Annotated in this window: 18 protein-coding genes; 1 reads left to right on the top strand and 17 read right to left on the bottom strand. The window is 51.0% G+C overall.

All coding sequences use genetic code 11. The features are described 5' to 3' along the window. Positions 1-19 precede the first annotated feature (19 nt). From H8L32_RS00810 to rpsB, 17 genes are all read right to left on the bottom strand, one after another. Positions 20-1,753: an ABC transporter permease gene (locus tag H8L32_RS00810; protein WP_186945265.1), complete on the bottom strand. Its 1,734-nt coding sequence runs from the start codon at positions 1,751-1,753 to the stop codon at positions 20-22. Positions 1,754-2,131: 378 nt separating this feature from the next. Next, positions 2,132-2,827 carry an ankyrin repeat domain-containing protein gene (locus tag H8L32_RS00815; RefSeq protein WP_186945266.1) on the bottom strand — a complete coding sequence of 232 codons (696 nt, stop codon included), beginning with the start codon at positions 2,825-2,827 and terminating at the stop codon, positions 2,132-2,134. Positions 2,828-2,834: 7 nt separating this feature from the next. After that, complete coding sequence (locus H8L32_RS00820; protein WP_186945267.1) at positions 2,835-3,614, bottom strand: TatD family hydrolase; 780 nt, start codon at positions 3,612-3,614, stop codon at positions 2,835-2,837. 59 nt (positions 3,615-3,673) lie between these two features. Further along, entirely contained in the window at positions 3,674-4,834 is a 1,161-nt protein-coding gene (lpxB, locus tag H8L32_RS00825) for a lipid-A-disaccharide synthase (protein ID WP_329605146.1), read from the bottom strand. An 8-nt stretch (positions 4,835-4,842) separates the two neighbouring features. Further along, a complete protein-coding gene (gene lpxA, locus H8L32_RS00830; protein ID WP_186945268.1) occupies positions 4,843-5,631 on the bottom strand; it encodes an acyl-ACP--UDP-N-acetylglucosamine O-acyltransferase in 789 nt (262 codons plus the stop codon). A gap of 15 nt (positions 5,632-5,646) precedes the next feature. Further along, positions 5,647-6,099 carry a 3-hydroxyacyl-ACP dehydratase FabZ gene (gene fabZ / locus H8L32_RS00835; protein ID WP_186945269.1) on the bottom strand — a complete coding sequence of 151 codons (453 nt, stop codon included), beginning with the start codon at positions 6,097-6,099 and terminating at the stop codon, positions 5,647-5,649. Then, on the bottom strand, positions 6,092-7,153 hold the full coding sequence (lpxD, locus tag H8L32_RS00840; protein ID WP_186945270.1) for a UDP-3-O-(3-hydroxymyristoyl)glucosamine N-acyltransferase: 1,062 nt from the start codon (positions 7,151-7,153) through the stop codon (positions 6,092-6,094). Before lpxD ends, fabZ begins: the two co-directional genes overlap by 8 nt. Before the next feature lie 5 nt (positions 7,154-7,158). Continuing rightward, the gene (locus H8L32_RS00845; RefSeq protein ID WP_186945714.1) at positions 7,159-7,638 is read right to left on the bottom strand and encodes an OmpH family outer membrane protein; all 480 of its coding nucleotides are present in this window, start codon (positions 7,636-7,638) and stop codon (positions 7,159-7,161) included. A gap of 85 nt (positions 7,639-7,723) precedes the next feature. After that, positions 7,724-10,072: an outer membrane protein assembly factor BamA gene (gene bamA, locus H8L32_RS00850; protein WP_186945271.1), complete on the bottom strand. Its 2,349-nt coding sequence runs from the start codon at positions 10,070-10,072 to the stop codon at positions 7,724-7,726. Positions 10,073-10,141: 69 nt separating this feature from the next. Next, the gene (gene rseP, locus H8L32_RS00855) at positions 10,142-11,512 is read right to left on the bottom strand and encodes an RIP metalloprotease RseP (RefSeq protein WP_186945715.1); all 1,371 of its coding nucleotides are present in this window, start codon (positions 11,510-11,512) and stop codon (positions 10,142-10,144) included. Next, positions 11,512-12,693, bottom strand: coding sequence for a 1-deoxy-D-xylulose-5-phosphate reductoisomerase (ispC, locus tag H8L32_RS00860; protein WP_186945272.1), 1,182 nt, complete (start codon positions 12,691-12,693; stop codon positions 11,512-11,514). The genes rseP and ispC overlap by 1 nt, the downstream gene beginning before the upstream one ends. A gap of 5 nt (positions 12,694-12,698) precedes the next feature. Then, positions 12,699-13,517 (bottom strand): phosphatidate cytidylyltransferase, encoded by an 819-nt coding sequence (locus H8L32_RS00865; protein ID WP_186945273.1) that lies wholly within the window; start codon positions 13,515-13,517, stop codon positions 12,699-12,701. Beyond that, complete coding sequence (locus H8L32_RS00870) at positions 13,517-14,296, bottom strand: isoprenyl transferase (RefSeq protein ID WP_186945274.1); 780 nt, start codon at positions 14,294-14,296, stop codon at positions 13,517-13,519. Before H8L32_RS00870 ends, H8L32_RS00865 begins: the two co-directional genes overlap by 1 nt. A 35-nt stretch (positions 14,297-14,331) precedes the next feature. Then, complete coding sequence (frr, locus tag H8L32_RS00875) at positions 14,332-14,892, bottom strand: ribosome recycling factor (RefSeq protein ID WP_186945275.1); 561 nt, start codon at positions 14,890-14,892, stop codon at positions 14,332-14,334. 84 nt (positions 14,893-14,976) lie between these two features. Further along, the gene (gene pyrH / locus H8L32_RS00880) at positions 14,977-15,693 is read right to left on the bottom strand and encodes a UMP kinase (protein WP_162041352.1); all 717 of its coding nucleotides are present in this window, start codon (positions 15,691-15,693) and stop codon (positions 14,977-14,979) included. 249 nt (positions 15,694-15,942) lie between these two features. Continuing rightward, on the bottom strand, positions 15,943-16,824 hold the full coding sequence (gene tsf, locus H8L32_RS00885; RefSeq protein WP_186945276.1) for a translation elongation factor Ts: 882 nt from the start codon (positions 16,822-16,824) through the stop codon (positions 15,943-15,945). Positions 16,825-16,960: 136 nt separating this feature from the next. Continuing rightward, positions 16,961-17,707: a 30S ribosomal protein S2 gene (gene rpsB / locus H8L32_RS00890; RefSeq protein ID WP_186945716.1), complete on the bottom strand. Its 747-nt coding sequence runs from the start codon at positions 17,705-17,707 to the stop codon at positions 16,961-16,963. A 322-nt stretch (positions 17,708-18,029) separates the two neighbouring features. Here rpsB and map point away from each other — a divergent pair, with 322 nt between their 5' ends. Beyond that, on the top strand, positions 18,030-18,848 hold the full coding sequence (gene map / locus H8L32_RS00895) for a type I methionyl aminopeptidase (protein ID WP_186945277.1): 819 nt from the start codon (positions 18,030-18,032) through the stop codon (positions 18,846-18,848). Positions 18,849-18,855 lie beyond the last annotated feature (7 nt).

Genomic DNA, 18,855 nt, shown 5'->3' on the forward strand with positions numbered 1-18,855 from the left:
GAATTCCTCAGTACCAGGCTTAACGTAGATGATCTTCTGCCAGCAAATACAGTTTGCGCCAGAAAAAACGATTCAATAACATAACAAATACGCACATCACCCCTATGCCCAGAGCGATGCGGTGAAAATCACCGGTTTCCGTCATTTGCTTGATATAACTGCCCAGGCCATCGGCAACCAGCGTGGTTTTACCCCATGTCACATATTCGGCCACGATACTGGCATTCCATGAGCCACCACTGGCGGTAATTGCCCCGGTGATATAGCTGGGGAAAATGGCGGGTAAATAGACCCGTTTCCATTTCAGCCAGCCTTTCAGACCCAGGTTATCAGCCGCCAGACGCAACTCATTCGGGATGGTTGCAGCCCCTGCCACGACATTGAACAGGATGTACCACTGGGTACCAAACACCATCAGCGGACTGAGCCAGATATTCGGGCTCAGGTGAAAGGTCACCATGGCAAACACCACCAGCGGAAACATCAGATTGACCGGGAAGGCTGCCAGAAACTGTGCCATGGCCTGTACTTTTTGCGAATACTGAGGGCGCAGGCCTATCCATACCGCGATCGGCACCCAGACCAGCGACGCCAGCGCAATCAGCAACATGACACGCACCAGGGTGATCATGCCCAGGCCCATGACGTGCAATACTTCTGCCCAGCCCACATTGCTATGGATAAAACTGATCAGGCTGTACATCGCCAGCAAGGAGATGATGATCAGGCAGACATCCCACACCTTGGACCAGGCTGGATGCAATGCCCGCTTGCGTACCTGTTCCGACGTACCATCATGACTGACACTGAACCATGCCAGGCCGCGACCCAGAAAAACCTGAAACCTGGCAGCCCATTCGCGGAACCAGAAACTGTTGCGCATCCAGTCCAGCAACCAGGATTGCTGTGCCGTATCGCCCTGCGACTCTTCAAAACGGAACTTGTCTGCCCAGGCCAGCAAGGGACGGAAAAACAATTGGTCATACAACAGGATACCGATCAGCATGGATGCAATGGCCCAGGCGATGGCAGTGCCATCTCTGGCTTCAATCGCTACCGCGATATACGAACCTATGCCAGGCAATTTGATATCCTGGCCAGCCACCGAAATTGCTTCTGCGGCCACCAGGAAAAACCAGCCGCCCGACATCGACATCATCATGTTCCACAACAGACCAGGCATGGCAAATGGCAATTCCAGGCGCCAGAAGCGCTGCCAGCCAGACAATCTGAAGATCATGGCAGCTTCCTGCAATTCGGCAGGTACATTACGTATCGACTGGTACAGACTGAAAGCCATATTCCAGGCTTGCGAGGTAAAAATCGCAAAAATCGCTGCGCATTCCACGCCCAGCAAATTACCGGGAAACAGCGCAATAAAAGGAGCAATCGCAATCGCCTGGAACCCAAGTATGGGTACCGACTGCAAGATATCCAGCGCCGGTATCATGATTTTTTCAGCAGCAGCATATTTCGCTGCAATCGCCGCGAATACCAGGCTAAACAATAAAGAAAAAGCCAGGGCAGTAAACATGCGCAGGATGGTGCGCAATAAATAGTAAGGCAGATAAGCCGGGTCCAGAGAAATCTGCAAGGCTTCGCCGACGGCAAAGGGACGGCTCATTTGCATGGCCGCAAAAGCAAAAATACCCAGAACAGCCAGAACCAGCGGCAACAGGGCCCAGTCCCAGCGATTGGGACCTTTGTTTTCGCTGACGGTTTCACGGTGCTGATAACGGAACAATTCAAACATGAACGCTCCTGCCACCAGTTACGATAAAAAAGCAGAACATACCACTCCTCCTGTCGCATGCATGTCAGGCATGAACAAAGATAAGTTACGTGACAACGACAGCCGCCAAATGCACTTACTGGGTCCGCAAGAAACCAGTGACATTGCAGGGGTCACACGTACATTAAAAAATTGGGTAAGTAGAAGGAACAGCTCAGGAGCTGAGAGAGACCACTACCCGCCATAATGGCAAGGTAGCAAGAGAAAATCTGTGCTTACATTGCCAAGTTGAATGAAGATCGACAACTATAACTGTCCACAGATCGTGCTCCGAAAATGAGATGCGCGAACTTTAACATAGAGTCCATTTGGCAGGCAAGATATTGCAGTGCAAAAAACTTATTTTTTAAGCGCCTGCATTCTTTCTTTCAGAAAGGCAGCGATTTCTCTTTGTTCCACTTCATTGGCAAAATCGAGCGCTGTCAGGCCGAGGTCGTTTTTCAATAAGGGATCTGCGCCCTCCTCCAGCAGCAGGGCAACCGCGTCCATCTTACCGGTGCGGGCAGCCATCATCAGAGGTGTGGTTTTGTTCGCGGATTCGGTATCGATGTAGGCAGAATGTTCAAGCAACAGGGCAATGATTTCCTTGCTGCCGTTTGCTGCTGCATAGTGCAATGCAGTCCATCCCGGCTGATTGATTTCTGCACCGCGTTCTATCAAGGCTTTGACCGCCGGCACATTACCCAGATAACAGGCCAGCATGAGCACCGTATCCCCATTCATCGCCCGTGCTTCCAGCTTGATATCTGGACGTGCCAGCAGTACCGGGAATACCTTCATCGATTTTTCACGCAAGGTAATCATCAGGACGCTTTCACCACGGATGGCTTCGACAGAATTGACATCCATCCCTTTTTGCAAAAGTTCTCTGACAGGATTGACCTGATCAAAGCGCACGGCAAACAGGAAATCATCATACGCATCCGCCCGCGCCGGTGCTGACGCCATGAACGATAATGCCAGCAAGCCCAATACAATAATCAACTGACGTGACAGGCGAGCAAGCAAGCGATGGATCAGCAGATGAGCAGTCATAGGGAAATCAGTGGGCGAATTGAAACAGTTGAAAGAAATTCTCTGTAGTGGCTTTTTGTACATCAAGAACTGAGACGCCTTTTAAATCCGCCAGAAATTCGCCAACATGACGTACAAAGCCGGGTTCATTCATTTTGCCACGATGTGGTGCCGGCGCCAGATAGGGAGAATCAGTTTCTATCAGTATGCGTTCCAGCGGCAAGGCTCTGGCTACGGCCTGCAAGTCTTTGGCGCTCTTGAAGGTCAGTATGCCAGAAAAAGAAATATAAAACCCCAGATCAACCGCCGCCAATGCCACATCCAGCGACTCGGTAAAGCAATGCATGACACCGGCAACACCGCCCTGTGCCACACCGGCACCCTCTTCCTTCAGTATGCGTATGGTGTCTTCAGCGGCAGCCCTGGTGTGGATGATCAAAGGCTTGCGGCAGATACGTGAAGCACGGATATGCTGCCTGAAACGTTCCCGCTGCCATTCCAAATCGCCCTTCAAGCGAAAGTAATCCAGGCCGGTTTCACCGATGGCGATGATTTTGTCGTGATCGGCCAGTTTGACCAGTTGTTCTGCGGTCGGCTCCTGGGTTTCTTCGTAATCGGGATGCACACCTACGGACGCATAGATATGCGGGTATTGCTCGGCCAATGCCAGCACCTGCGGGAAATCAGGTAAATCGACCGACACACAGAGTGCGTGGGTGACGCCATTTTCCTGCATCTTGCCGAGGATTTCCGGCATACGCACGGCCAGCTCGGGGAAATTGATATGACAATGGGAATCAACGTACATGCTAGTCCAGCTTTATCAGAGAATAGACCCGATTAAACCGGGCCAAAGACGATTTTAGCTCAGGAAGCTGAAATCAATTGTAATACGGCTTGCGCCGAGACGTTGGCGGTATCGCGCAACAGGGAATGGTGCATGTCGACAAAACGCTGCTTCAGACGTTCCTGCAAGGCGCTATCGCTCAATTGCTGCCATATTGCATCGGCCATCGCTTCTGGTCTGGCCGCAGATTGCAGAAATTCAGGCACAAGAAACTCACGCGCCAGGATATTCGGCAAGCCTATCCAGGGCTGGTAACCCATATGCCGCAATATTTGCCACGAAGCTTCCATCATCTTGTAGGCAATCACCATCGGCTTCTTGAACAAAGCCACTTCCAGTGAAGCTGTTCCAGACGCCACCAGCACGGCATCTGCCGCTGCAATGGCCGTATGCGAACGGCCATCAATCAGCAATACAGGTACATTATCAAGCTTGGCATCAACCACCAGCTTGATGTAATAGCTGCGCTGTTTTTCGCCGACCATGGGCACCACGATCTGCAGATGCGGATCGCGTTCACACAGAATTTTGGCAGTACGGATAAAAGCTTCGGTATTGTATTTGATCTCGGACATGCGACTGCCCGGCAAGATGGTGACGACCCTTGCATTCTTGTCCAGGCCCAGTTCATCCCTGGCTGCCGCCATATCGATTTCCATGGGAATGACCTGCGCCAGCGGATGGCCGACATAGGTCACCGGTATGCCTGCATTGCGGTATATCTCTTCTTCAAACGGAAATACCACCAGCATGTGGGATACGGCTTCGGCAATCTTTTTGATGCGCCCGCCACGCCATGCCCAGATCGATGGGCTGATGTAATGCATGGTAGGAATACCGGCCTGTTTTAACTGAATTTCCAGATCCAGATTAAAGTCAGGTGCATCCACACCGATGAATACATCGGGTTTTTCATCAAGTAATCTTTGCCTGAGCTGATTGCGTATCCCGCTAATTTCCCGATAATGGACCAGCACTTCAAACAGGCCACGCACAGACAATTTATCCATGGGCCAATCATTGACGAAGCCATATTCAGCCATGCAAGGGCCACCAATGCCATGCATCAATGCATCTGGCAAGCGTGGACGCAAGCCGGACAGCATACGCGCAGCCAACATATCGCCGGAGGTTTCTCCGGCCACCATGGAAATGATGGGACGATTGGAAGACGAGGACACGCGCTATCCTAACGGGCTATGCCGCGTGTCGATGCATCCAGGAAATCGCGCATCGCCTGAACCTGTGAAGCAGCATCTGCCTCAAGACTTGCTACTTGCTGCTCGAGGGCTGCCTTTGACTCTTCGAGAGTCAGGCCGGACTTATAAATCAACTTGTAAGACTGGCGTATGGCATTCAACTGATCACGGCTAAACCCGCGACGCTTCAAGCCTTCAAGATTTGCGCCATGCGCCTGTGCCGGATTACCGGACACCAGCACGAATGGAGGCACGTCCTGGGTCAGACTGGTATTCATACCAACAAAAGCATGGGCACCAATCTTGCAGAATTGGTGAACGGCAGAAAAACCGCTCATAATCACCCAGTCACCCACTTCCACATGCCCTGCCAACGCGGCATTATTGGAAAACACGGTATGGTTGCCGACCGTGCAGTCATGGGCAATGTGTACGTAAGCCAGGAACCAGTTATCACTGCCAATACGTGTCACGCCCCGGTCTTGCACCGTACCGCAGTTGAAAGTGCAAAATTCGCGGATCAGGTTACGGTCACCGATTTCAAGATACGTCACCTCACCACCGTATTTCTTATCCTGGGGTGGGCCACCTATGGAAGAAAACGCATGAAAATGATTGTCACGCCCGATCCTGGTATGCCCCTGTATCACTACATGAGAACCCATTTTCGTGCCTGCATCGATGGAGACATCCGGGCCGATGACGCAATAAGCACCTACCTCAACCGTACTATCCAGTTGGGCATTGGAATCAATCAGCGCTGTTGGATGAATGAGCATTCTTTCTCTCCCGTGCTAGGCTTCGTCTTTCGTGCGCATGGTGCACATCAATTCGCCTTCTACAGCCAATTGACCATCTACCGTGGCCCTGGCCTTGTACTTCCAGATACCACGTGCGACCTTGATGATCTCTACTTCCATCTTCAACTGATCGCCTGGTTCTACCGGGCGCTTGAAGCGTGCACCATCGATACCAAGGAAATACACGATGGTATTTTCATCCGGCTTTTGCCCCATCGTCAAAAATGACAGCAAGGCCGCAGTCTGCGCCATGGCTTCTATCATCAGGACGCCAGGCATGACAGGCTTGTTCGGGAAATGGCCGTTAAAAAACTCTTCATTTGCCGTGACATTTTTGATGGCGGTGATGGTCTTGCCATTTTCCCAGCTCAGTACGCGATCCACCAATAACATGGGATAACGATGTGGCAGGTATTCTTTGATTTGATTGATGTCCAGGCTATTCATGATCTTTTTCAGTCAGTGTTTTCATTGTTTTTTCCAGGTAGCGCATTTTTTCACGCATACCCGATAAATTGCGCACGATGGCTGCAGTTTTTTCCCAGTCGGCATTCTTGGCCAAAGGATAAAAGCCGGTATATTGCCCGGCTTCAAGTATCGAACGCGATACCATGCTGGCGGAAGAAATATGCACATTGTCGACGATGGTCAGATGTCCCAGCACCATGGCGGCACCACCAAACGTGCAGTATTTGCCTATCTTTGCACTACCCGCTACACCAACACACCCTGCCATGGCAGTATGCGCGCCTATATGGCAGTTGTGGCCTATCTGTATCTGGTTATCTAGCTTGACGCCTTCTTCAATGACGGTATCAGCCAGGGCACCACGGTCTATGCTGGTATTGGCACCAACTTCCACGTCGTCACCAATCAGCACCCTGCCCGTTTGCGGAATCTTGATCCATTGTCCTTTTTCGTTGGCAAAGCCAAAACCGTCGGCACCGATCACTGCACCCGAATGAATAATGCAACGCTGGCCAATCACGCAATAATCGTAGATGCTGGCATTGGCATGGATCAGGCTATGATCACCTATGCTGACGCCACGTCCGATAACAGCCCCTGCCTTGACCACTACATGCTCACCAATGACTGCTTCAGCATCGATACTGACATTGGGGCCTATGCTGGCAGTCGCCGCCACGATCGCTTGCGGGCTGACCCAGGCAGCCGGGTGTATGCCGGTGACAGCCGGTATCGCGTTCAAAGCCGCGAAATACTGGGCCGCTCGGGCAAAATACACATAAGGATTGGGGACAATCAGGCACGCCCCCTGATATTCCGACCCCAACTGATCAAAATCAGCCTGCGTCACGATCAGTGCCGCAGCCTTGGTAGCTGCAGCCTGATGACGTAGTTTGGGATTGGACAGGAAGGTGATGTGCTGCTCACCTGCCTCGCTCAGAGGCGCAATTGCAGCAACAGATATATCCGGCGAACCGATCAATTGACCACCGAAGCGATCGACCAATTCACCCAGCCGAATGCTCGTGGTCATAGGAATTATTTGGAAAGTGCCTTCAGAACTTTATCAGTAATGTCAATACGCGGATTGGAATACACCACGTCTTGCAGAACAACATCAATCTTCTCGGCTTCGGCGATTTGCTTGATGGCTCTTTGCGCACGTTCCACCAGCGAAGCGATTTCTTCATTCTGGCGCTGGTTCAGGTCTTCATTGTAAATACGTTGTTTGCGATTGAAGTCCTGATCCAGTTCAGTGATTTCACGCTGACGCTTGATACGGTCTGTCTCTGGCAGGACGGGCGCATCCTTGTCCAGTTTTTCTGCCATGGCCTTGATTTTCTTTGCCAGGCCTTCCAGTTCTTCGCGCCGCTTGGAGAATTCAACTTTCAGCTTGGCTTCGGCTGCTTTCGCCGGCACCGATTCGCGTATCACCCTTTGAGAATCAAAGATGGCGATTCTGGAATCTTGTGCCTGCGCCTGGGCCATGCTGAAAACGCAAGCCACGCCAAGCAACATGCGCTGCAGCAATTGGGCCGGGGTAATATGTTGACTCAAAATAATCTCCGTAACACGTACTAAAACAAATATGGCAATGCCTTTATCAGAACCCGGTACCCATCTGGAACTGGAATGACTGTTTCTTGTCATCAGGTTTGGCATTCAGTGCCTTACCAAAACTCAGTTTCAATGGACCAACCGGCGATATCCAGCTTATACCTATACCTGCGGAAAAGCGCAAATCCTTCGCACGGATTTTTTGTCCTTCATCAAAGACGTTACCGCCGTCAAGGAAGGTAAACCAGCGCAGGGACTTATCCGCACCAGGGAATGGAATCTGCAATTCTACATTAGCCAGCAACCTCGTTGCACCACCCAGTGCATCGCCATTCGGATCCTTGGTACCCAGAGTAGACGGTTCATAACCACGGACCGAACCAATACCACCTGCATAGAAGTTCTTAAACAAAGGATAAGGCTTGCCACCCAAACCATGACCATAGTCAAATTCACCGTTCAAAGCCAGAACCACTGAACGATAAACCGGCTGGAACAACTGTGCATTATAGATCGCACGATAGTACTTGAAGCTACCGACTGCTGACAATTCAAGATTGGCACGCTGATAGCGACCGATGGTCGGCGTCAATACGCTATCACGGCTATCACGTTGCCATGCCGCAGTCAGCGGGAAAGAGTTGGTCACAGCCTCACCCACACCATAATCCACACTGGCAGTGTCTTTCGCGCCATTGCCATAGTCGGCAACATATTTCAGGTAACGATACGGGCTACCATAATAGGTTTCCACCTTGGTGCGTTCAAAACCCAGGCCAAAGAAGACAGTATCAACTTCAGAGAATGGTACACCAAAGCGCAAGGCACCACCGGTAGTCTGGATTTTGTAATCGCCGACGCTACCGATAATAGGACGCGTAGTACGTACGTAAGCCTCGATATTGCGGCTGACACCATCATCCGTAAAATACGGATCTGTGTGAGAAACAGCAATCGTGCGGTTCTGGCTGCTGGTATTGATATCCAGGCCTATCGTGTCACCACTACCAAAGGCATTGGCTTGCTGGATAGAACCAGTCAAAGTCAGTCGTTCAGCGCTGGAATAACCAGCACCGAACAACAGGTTACCGGTCGGTTTTTCGGTCACGGACAGATTCACGTCAACCTGATCAACACTGGTAGGCACTTCAGGTGTTTCTATCGTCACGTCCTTGAAGTAACCCAGGCGCTCTACGCGGTCACGCGATGTCTTGATTTTTTCACCATCATACCAGGAGCTTTCAAACTGACGGAATTCGCGGCGTATGACTTCATCACGGGTACGGGTATTACCAGCCAGGTTGATACGACGCACATAAACGCGCTTGCCCGGATCAACAAAGATCGTGAATGCAACTTCTTTCTTTTCCTTGTCGAGGATAGGGTTGGCATTAACGTTAGCAAATGCGTAACCAAAGTTACCCATACGCTCGGAAATACGCTTGGTACTCTCGGTCAGGCGGGCTGCATTGTAAATATTGCCTTTTTTCAGCAATAACAGGGAAGCGAGTTCTTCTTCACGTCCCATGGTGTCGCCTTCAAGCTTGATATCGGAAACAGTGTACTTGTCGCCTTCATCGAGATTGATGGTGATGTAGATGTCTTTTTTGTCCGGGGTGATGGAAATCTGGGTAGACAGGATTTGCATCTCCAGATAGCCGCGGTTTTGATAGAACGAGCGCAAGGTCTCGATATCACCCGACAGTTTCTGTTTGGAATACTGGTCGGCCTTGGTGTACCAGCTAAACCAGCCTGGTGTAGACAGTGCCATCAACTCGCGCAGCTCACCATCCGAAAAAGCCTTGTTACCGATGATATTGATCTGGGCAATTTTTGCCACATCGCCCTCATCCACAGCAAAGGTCACGTTCACACGGTTACGTTCTATCGGTGTGATGGTGGTGGTGATTTGCATGCCATACAAGCCCTTGGACAGGTATTGGCGTTTTAATTCCTGTTCGGCACGGTCAACCGTTGCCTTATCGAAGATGCGTGATTCGCCGACGCCGATATCTTTCAGCGCCTTGACCAGTGCATCTTTCTCAAATTCCTTGGTACCGGTAAATTCTACGCCGGCGATGGTAGGACGTTCCTCCAGCAACACGACCAGAACCCCGTCCTGCACTTCTATCTGAACATCCTTAAAGAAACCCGTGGCATACAGGGATTTGATCGCAGTCGTACTTTTAGCGTCATCAAACACTTCGCCAACCTTGACAGGCAAATAGCTGAATACAGTACCGGCCTCCGTCCGTTGCAATCCTTCTACCCGTATATCCTTGACGGTAAAGGGTTCAATCGCGAGTGCGTTTCCAGTGCAGAGTGCAAATGCGGCCAGAGACAAGGCATGACGACGAAAATGGGCTAAAGTGAACTGCTCGATATGTAATTTCATTGGGTATAAAGTTCTTTCAATACTCTCAATATTGCTATCTGAAATGAGTTTCTGTCATCAAGCCGACTATTATGACACTAGTCGGACGATGTCATTAAAAAAAGCTATTGCCATCATGGTCAACAGCAAAAAAAACCCGGCACGCTGTCCCATTTCCATATAACGTTCTGGCAAAGGTTTCCCTCTCAAAACTTCCAGCGAATAATACAACAAATACCCCCCATCCAAAACCGGTATGGGTAGCAAATTCATCACGCCCAGACTAATACTGATCAAAGCGATAAAAGCCAGATAACTAATTGCACTGACTCTTGAGGTCTGACCGGCATAGTCGGCGATCGTCAATGGGCCAGTTATGTGCTTCAGAGAAACTTTTCCTGTCAGCATTTTACCCAGCATCTTGAAGCTGAACAGGCTGGTATCCCAGGTTTTTTCCGCCGCCCGGCTCAAGGCCGCAAAACCAGATGCCTGCACTACCGCCATTTCCGGCGGCAGGCCTTTCAATTTGACCTTCAGCAAGCCAACTTTCTGCTTACTCACCTCTTGCACTGTGGGTGTAACGTCAGCCTCAAACTGTTCCTGCTCTCTTTGCACCAATAACTTCAACGGCTTTCCAGGATTCGCGTTGACCACTTGCCTGAATTCAATCACATCCAGCAAAGGCTTACGATCGATTTCCAGGATGCGGTCACCAGCTTTCAAGCCCGCCTGCAGGGCCGGGCTAGCAGGTAAAAGCTCTTCAAATATCACTTCCTTGTTACTGACCAGGTTCAAGCCCAGTTGCCCGAGGAAATCGCCATCGACCTCATTGGCATTCAAACTCTGCAAAGGCAACTCTATCGTCATCGTAACGGTGGCGGAAGCCCGGTCCGGATTGGCACGCCGGATTTCCAATGCAGGATTAGTGCCAGCCAGCCTGGCCTGCATCAGCCGCCAGCGCAACTCCGACCAGGTTTGTATAGCCTCATTATCAATGCCAGTAACCAGATCACCATAACGCAAACCAGCCTGGTAAGCGATGGATGCCGATGCCACGCGCACCTTTGCAGCCTGTTCGGAAAAGCCATGCATGAACAATACCGAGTACAAAGCAATTGCCAGCAAGAAATTTGCTATCGGTCCGGCGGCAACAATGGCGATACGCTTCCAGACCGATTGCTGGCAAAACTCCCGGGGAAGCTCTTTCGGCGAAATATTCTCAGCGCCCTGCTCACGGGCGTCCAGCATCTTTACATATCCCCCCAGAGGCAGTATGGAAATTGCCCATTCGGTCTGATCCCTGCCAAAACGCCGGGAATAGATCACCTTGCCCATGCCAAGCGAAAATCGCAATACCTTGACACCACACCAGCGTGCGACCAGATAATGACCAAGCTCATGTATGGTGACGAGAATGCCCAATGTCACTAGGAAAGCCAGCGCGTTTTGCAGCCAGGTGATCACGGAATCATTGCCCCTGTCAGTGCGCGCGCCTCGGCATCGCTGGCCAGGATGCTATCCAGATCCGGGGTATCGGTCACTGCCATTTTCTCCAGCGTGCGCTGTATGAGCTCATTGATCATGCGGAAGCCGATCTTTTTATCCAAAAACGCTTGGACAGCGACTTCATTACTTGCGTTCAATATGATTGCGGCCGACTTTCCGGTGCGCAAGGCATCATAGGCCAGTTGCAGACAAGGGAAACGCGTCATATCCGGTGCCTGAAAATGCAGACTGGCCACCTTCAGCAAATCCAGAGGTGCGACACCTGAAGCTATTCGTTCAGGATAAGCCATGCCATAGGCAATAGGAATGCGCATATCCGGGTTACCCATCTGTGCCAGCACGGTACCATCGGTATACGACACCATGGAGTGAATCACGCTTTGCGGATGAATGACGACTTCGATCTGTTCTGCCGGCGTCGCAAACAGCCAGTGGGCTTCAATTACTTCCAGCCCCTTGTTCATCATGGTCGCTGAATCAACCGAGATTTTGCGTCCCATGACCCAGTTCGGATGGGCAACTGCCTGTTCTGGCGTGACATCGGTCAGTGTCGCCACGTCCCGGTTCAGGAAGGGGCCGCCCGAAGCGGTCAACAGAATCTTGTGGATGCCATGAAGTCCGGGCCGGCGGTCATAATTGCCCGGCAGGCACTGGAATATGGCATTGTGTTCACTATCGATGGGCAAGAGTGCCGCGCCGCTGTGTTTGATCGCGTCGATAAACAACTGCCCCGACATGACCAGCGCTTCCTTATTGGCCAGCAAGACCTTCTTGCCGGCACGCGCCGCCGCCAGTGAGGCTGGCAAGCCGGCAGCACCGACAATGGCGGCCATGACGCTATCGCATTCAGGCGCAGTGGCAACATCACACAGAGCCTGTGGACCGTGTTGTACCTGGATATGTGTCAATTTCATTTCCCGCAGACGACTTGCCAGCTCATCTGCTGCCCTGGCCGTACCAACCACTGCAACCTTGGGCAAAAATGCCTGACATTGCTGCGCCAGCTTTTCCACCTGCGTATGTGCAGTCAGGGCAAACACGCCGTAGCGATCAGGGTGTCTGGCCACGACATCCAGCGTAGACACGCCGATCGACCCGGTTGCCCCCAAAATACATAACTGCTGTTTTTTCTGCATACTGTCTATCGCCATAAATCCAGCAAAGCTGCCAGCGGAAGGACTGGTATCAACGCATCTATCCGGTCCAGCACACCACCATGGCCTGGCAACAGATTACTGCTGTCTTTCATGCCGACACGGCGTTTCAGTGATGATTCAAACAGATCACCGACAACACTGGCCGCAGTCAATACTGTCATGGCAAGCACGAAGATCAGCCAGCCTTTTCTGGCCAGCAAATGCGCAGTAAAGGTATTTTCCAGACTAGGGATAAAAGCCGTCGCTGTTGCCAGCGCCAACACGCATACCCAGCCACCAATAGCACCTTCCCAGGATTTCCCCGGAGAAATCGTGGGTGCCAGCTTGTGTTTCCCCAAGGCTTTCCCCGAAAAATAAGCACCGATATCCGCAATCCAGACAATGGCCATGACGGAAAACAGATACATCGGCGAATATTTGAAGAACACCGCAATGGCCACGAAACAGGCAAAAATACTGATGCCATACAAGGCACTCATCAGGCCACTGGTAAAGCCACGTACGTCGGGCAAACCACGGGCGAGCGTCGGCAGCAGACGGAAAATCCAGAATGCAGTAGCAAAGGCAAACAGCAGCAGTTGCGAAAAACTCTCAAGATGGAAATAAAAATACCCCAACATACCAGTCCAGATTGCCGCCATGACCAGCGGTGCCGGCTTGGCAAACAAACGCTGGCATTCCCAGATGGCGGCAGCAAAGAACACCAGCGCAAGCACGGAAAAAGCGATAAACGAGGCCGAATACAGGACTGGCAGCAAGATGGCCAGCAAAACCAGGGCAGTCGCTACACGGGTTTTTAGCATCAATTGCTTTCTTGTGCGGGGGATTGTTCGGACACCTGTGCGCTGGTGCGACCAAAGCGACGCTCACGATGCTGATAAGAAGCGATGGCCAGATCCAGTGCCGCCGCATCAAAATCAGGCCAGAAGGTATCCGTGAAATAGAATTCACTATAGGCCAATTGCCATAAAAGGAAATTGGAAATGCGGGTTTCGCCGCCTGTACGGACAAACAGGTCAGGCTCAGGCGCATAGGCCATGGACAGGTACCCGGACAGTTGATCTTCATCTATCGCCTGCCCTGCCTTGCCAGCGGCACTCAGATCCTGTTGCAGACGATTGGCCGCCTGCACGATATCCCAGCGCCCGCCATAATTGGCACAGACAGTGACAGTCAGCCCCTTGTTCAGGGCAGTTTTTTCTTCCGCAGCCTGTATCATGGCTTGCAGTTTGGCATCAAAACGCGTCAGATCGCCGACTACTTTCAGGCGAATGTCATTGGCGTGCATTTTTGCCACTTCTTTTTCCAGCGCAGTGACGAACAGACGCATCAGCAGAGACACTTCTTCTGCCGGACGACGCCAGTTTTCAGAACTGAAGGCAAACAGGGTCAGGTAAGACACGCCACGCCGGGCGCAAGCCTCAACCACACCCCTGACTGCCTCCACGCCCTTGACATGGCCAGCGACGCGCGGCAAGAAACGCTTGGTTGCCCAGCGTCCGTTGCCGTCCATGATGATTGCAATATGCTTAGGAATCGCGCCAACTGCAGGAACTTCCTTGGTGGAACTTGTATGGCTCATGTAAATCCAGAATGTGTTGGTACGCGGGCAAGGGCTTAAACTGTCAACACTTCTTTCTCTTTTTCGGCCAGAAGCTTGTCCACTTCGGCAACGAATTTATCAGTCAGCTTCTGGACTTCATCTTGCGCACGACGCTCATCATCTTCCGAGCACTCTTTATCTTTCAACATCTTTTTCAATGTTTCATTGGCGTCGCGGCGAATATTGCGGACGGCAATCTTGGCGCCCTCACCTTCGGTCTTGACCAGCTTGACCATCTCTTTACGACGCTCTTCTGTCAGCGGCGGTGTAGGCACACGTATCAATTCACCCTGAGATGAAGGATTCAGACCCAGATCAGCATCACGGATGGCTTTTTCAATCGCGTTAAGCATCTTCTTTTCCCAAGGCTGCACGCCGATGGTACGCGCATCAATCAGCGTCACATTGGCAACCTGGGTAATATGGGTAGGTGTTCCGTAGTAATCAACCTGGACATGGTCCAGAATGCCGGTATGGGCACGGCCTGTACGCACTTTGGCCAAATCGTTTTTCAAAGTCTCGATTGACTTTTGCATGCGCTGGTCGGAATTTTTTTTAATATCTGCTACGCTCATGGCGCTCTCCTGTACATCATGGCAAGGATAACGCCCGTGGCGACATCCCTTGCCGAATTAATATGAAACATCCAAAGTGCAGGATTATACGTGCACTAATGTGCCTTCGTCTGCCCCCAGGATGACATTCTTCAATGCACCCGGTTTAATAATGGAAAATACCTTGATGGGCAATTTCTGATCACGGCAAAGGGCAAATGCGGTCGCATCCATGACTTGCAAGTGACGGGCGATTGCCTCATCAAAAGAAATCGTCGTATAACGGGTTGCTGTCGCATCCTTTTTAGGGTCGGCGGTATAGACGCCATCCACCTTGGTCGCCTTCAGCACGATTTCAGCACCGATCTCGGAACCACGCAAGGCAGCAGCCGTGTCGGTCGTAAAGAAAGGATTACCGGTGCCGGCTGCAAAGACGATGACCTTGCCTTCTTCCAGGTATTGCAGGGCTTTCGGGCGGACATACGGCTCGACCACCTGGTCAATGGCAATGGCTGACATCACGCGCGATGTCAGGCCAACCTGACGCATGGCATCAGACAATGCCAGCGCATTCATGACGGTGGCCAGCATGCCCATGTAATCGGCAGTAGCCCGGTCCATGCCCTGAGCACCCGGGGCCACACCACGGAAGATGTTGCCACCGCCGATAACAATCGCCAGCTCCACACCCATTCTTGATACTTCTGCCACATCGGCCACCATACGTTCTATGGTGGCACGGTTAATGCCAAACGGATCATCGCCCATCAGGGCTTCGCCAGAGAGCTTCAAGAGCACACGCTTGTAAGCAGGTTTTGTCATGATAGGACTCCTTCTGGTAAGTTGATTAGTCTAAAAGATTTCATGCGAAATGAGATGACTTTGATAAAGTCTCTCTTGTTTTCTATTTGGTTTGCCAACGCAAGCCTGGCAACCATGGGCAAACCAAATAAAACGCCAGTACTGGATATTCACATCTGAACGCACAAACTTAAAGAGCCGGAAACAAATACTTACAATCGCAAGGTTTAAAAAAACGGGCCTTTCGGCCCGTTTTTTTGATTCGCCAGATTACGCCTGTTTTGCTGCAGCCACTTGCGCGGCCACCTCTGCGGCGAAATCGTCCTGCTTCTTCTCGATACCTTCACCAACAACAAACATCGTGAACGCTTTCACTGTTGTATTAACAGATTTCAACATCTGTTCAACAGTTTGCTTGTCGTTCTTGACGAAAGTCTGGTTCAGCAAAGAAACTTCTTTCAGAAATTTCTGTACGGAACCTTCTACCATTTTTTCAACGATATCTGCTGGCTTGCCAGATTCAGCCGCTTTCAGAGCAGCTACAGAGCGCTCTTTTTCGATCAAATCAGCAGGAACCTGGTCAGAAGACAAAGAAACTGGTTTCATCGCAGCAATGTGCATTGCCACGTCTTTACCAACTTGCTCGTCAGCGCCGTCGAATTCAACGACTACACCGATACGTGTGCCGTGCAGGTAAGAAACCAGCTTGGCGCTGGTGTCAAAACGCACAAAACGACGGAAGGACATGTTTTCGCCGATTTTACCAACCAGGGCTGCACGTACTTCTTCTACTGTCTTGCCATCCAGTGGCAAGGCGCCCAGTGCTGCGATATCAGCAGGGTTATGTTCAGCGATCAGTTTTGCGCAAGTGTTAGCCAATGCCAGGAAATCATCATTCTTGGTGACGAAGTCTGTTTCGCAGTTAACTTCGATCAGGGAACCAACGTTACCAGCGATGTGAGATGCGACAACGCCTTCTGCAGTGATGCGGGAAGATGCCTTGGAAGCTTTGCTACCCAATTTCACACGCAGAATTTCTTCCGCACGGTCCATGTCGCCTTCTGCTTCTGTCAGGGCTTTTTTACATTCCATCATCGGCGCGTCTGTCTTCGCGCGCAGTGCACCTACCAAAGCTGCTGTAATTGCCGCCATGTCATTCTCCTAGTTCAATGGTGCCACGCAGGCACCGATCATCAAATTTTGTTTAAAAAAAAGGGCGAACGATTGTTGCCCATTTTTTTGCTTCAGGTTGTCATGACAACCTGAAGCCATGTGCCTGAACAGGCAATTATGCTTGTTCTACTTCTACGAACTCATCGGAACCTGGTTTAACAGCTTCCAAAACTTCGTTGACTGCATTTGCACGGCCTTCGAGGATTGCGTCAGCAACACCACGAGCATACAAAGCAATCGCTTTGGAGGAGTCATCATTACCAGGGATGATGTAAGCAACACCTTCTGGAGAGTGGTTAGTATCAACCACACCGATAACAGGGATACCCAGTTTTGCAGCTTCAGTGATCGCGCCTTTGTGGTAGCCAACGTCGACTACGAAAATTGCGTCAGGAATGCCACCCATATCCTTGATACCACCGATGGATTTTTGCAGCTTGATCATTTCACGCTGGAACATCAGCGCTTCTTTTTTGGACAGTTTCTCAACGGAACCGTCTTCAATGGAAGCTTCCATGTCTTTCAAACGCTTGATCGATGTTTTGACTGTTTTGAAGTTAGTCAACATACCACCCAACCAGCGTTGATCAACGAAAGGCATGCCAGCGCGATTTGCTTCAGCAGCAATGATGTCACGGGATTGACGTTTGGTACCAACCAGCAATACTGTGCCGCGGTTTGCAGACAGTTGACGAATATACTTCATCGCATCCTGGTACATAGCCAGGGTTTTTTCCAGGTTGACGATATGAATCTTGTTGCGATGGCCGAAGATGTACGGTGCCATTTTTGGATTCCAAAAACGGGTTTGGTGACCAAAGTGCACACCGGCTTCCAGCATTTCACGCATTGTTACAGACATAATAACTCCAGGGTTAGGTCTTGAATCCAGCCAGTGATCCAAGCAGCTTTATGATCAATCCTGAGGATTATCATATAAGCGCCGAAGACACCCTTTTCGACCGGATTCGATTAATAAAAAATTAATTAACTCATGCCGTATTTGAATACATCCACAAGCTAACCATCAATTGTACTATGAAAATGGGGTTTTCCTCAAGTGCCGCGTTTTATTGCGGGAATGCGGTAGTCGCCTTCCTGGACTATAATTCCGGTTCTGCAACATTCTCGCAATTTTACCTGCTGCCATCATACTGATCGCAGCAACAGACAGAAGAAAACGTATGGAAGCTATTACTATCAAAACGCCGGAAGATATCGCCGGCATGCGCATTGCCGGAAGATTGGCTTCCGAAGTCCTCGATTACATCACACCCTTTGTTAAAGTTGGTGTCACAACGGGTGAACTGGACAGGCTGTGCCACGAGTACATGACGAATGTACAAGGCACCATCCCTGCCCCGCTGAATTACTGCCCGCCAGGCTACACGCCTTATCCAAAAGCCATCTGCACCTCCATCAACGACGTGATCTGCCACGGCATACCGGGCGACAAAGTCCTGAAAGATGGTGACTCTGTAAACCTGGACATTACCGTCATCAAAAATGGTTACCACGGCGATACCAGCCGCATGTTTTTGCTGGGCGAAGCATCCATACTGGCCAGACGCTTAAGCGCCATCACCTATGACTGCATGTGGCTGGGCATCGCCAAAATCAAACCGGGTGCGCATCTGGGCGATATCGGCCACGTCATACAGCAATATGCAGAAAAAGCCGGTTACAGCGTGGTGCGTGAGTTCTGTGGCCATGGCATAGGCAAGATTTTCCACGAAGCACCACAGGTCATGCACTACGGCAAACCGGGTACCATGGAAAAACTGTTGCCAGGCATGATTTTCACCGTAGAACCGATGATCAATGCCGGTCGCCGTGAAATCAAGGAAATGCAGGATGGCTGGACCATCAAGACCAAGGATCGCAGCCTGTCCGCCCAATGGGAACATACCGTGCTGGTGACAGAAACCGGCTACGAAGTACTGACCCTGTCGGATGGTTATCCACCCATTCCGGAATTCATTACTGGCGCAAGCAAAGCCTGAGGCCCAC

The sequence above is a fragment of the Undibacterium hunanense genome (assembly GCF_014284335.1).
GTDB classification, from domain to species: Bacteria; Pseudomonadota; Gammaproteobacteria; order Burkholderiales; family Burkholderiaceae_D; genus Undibacterium; species Undibacterium hunanense.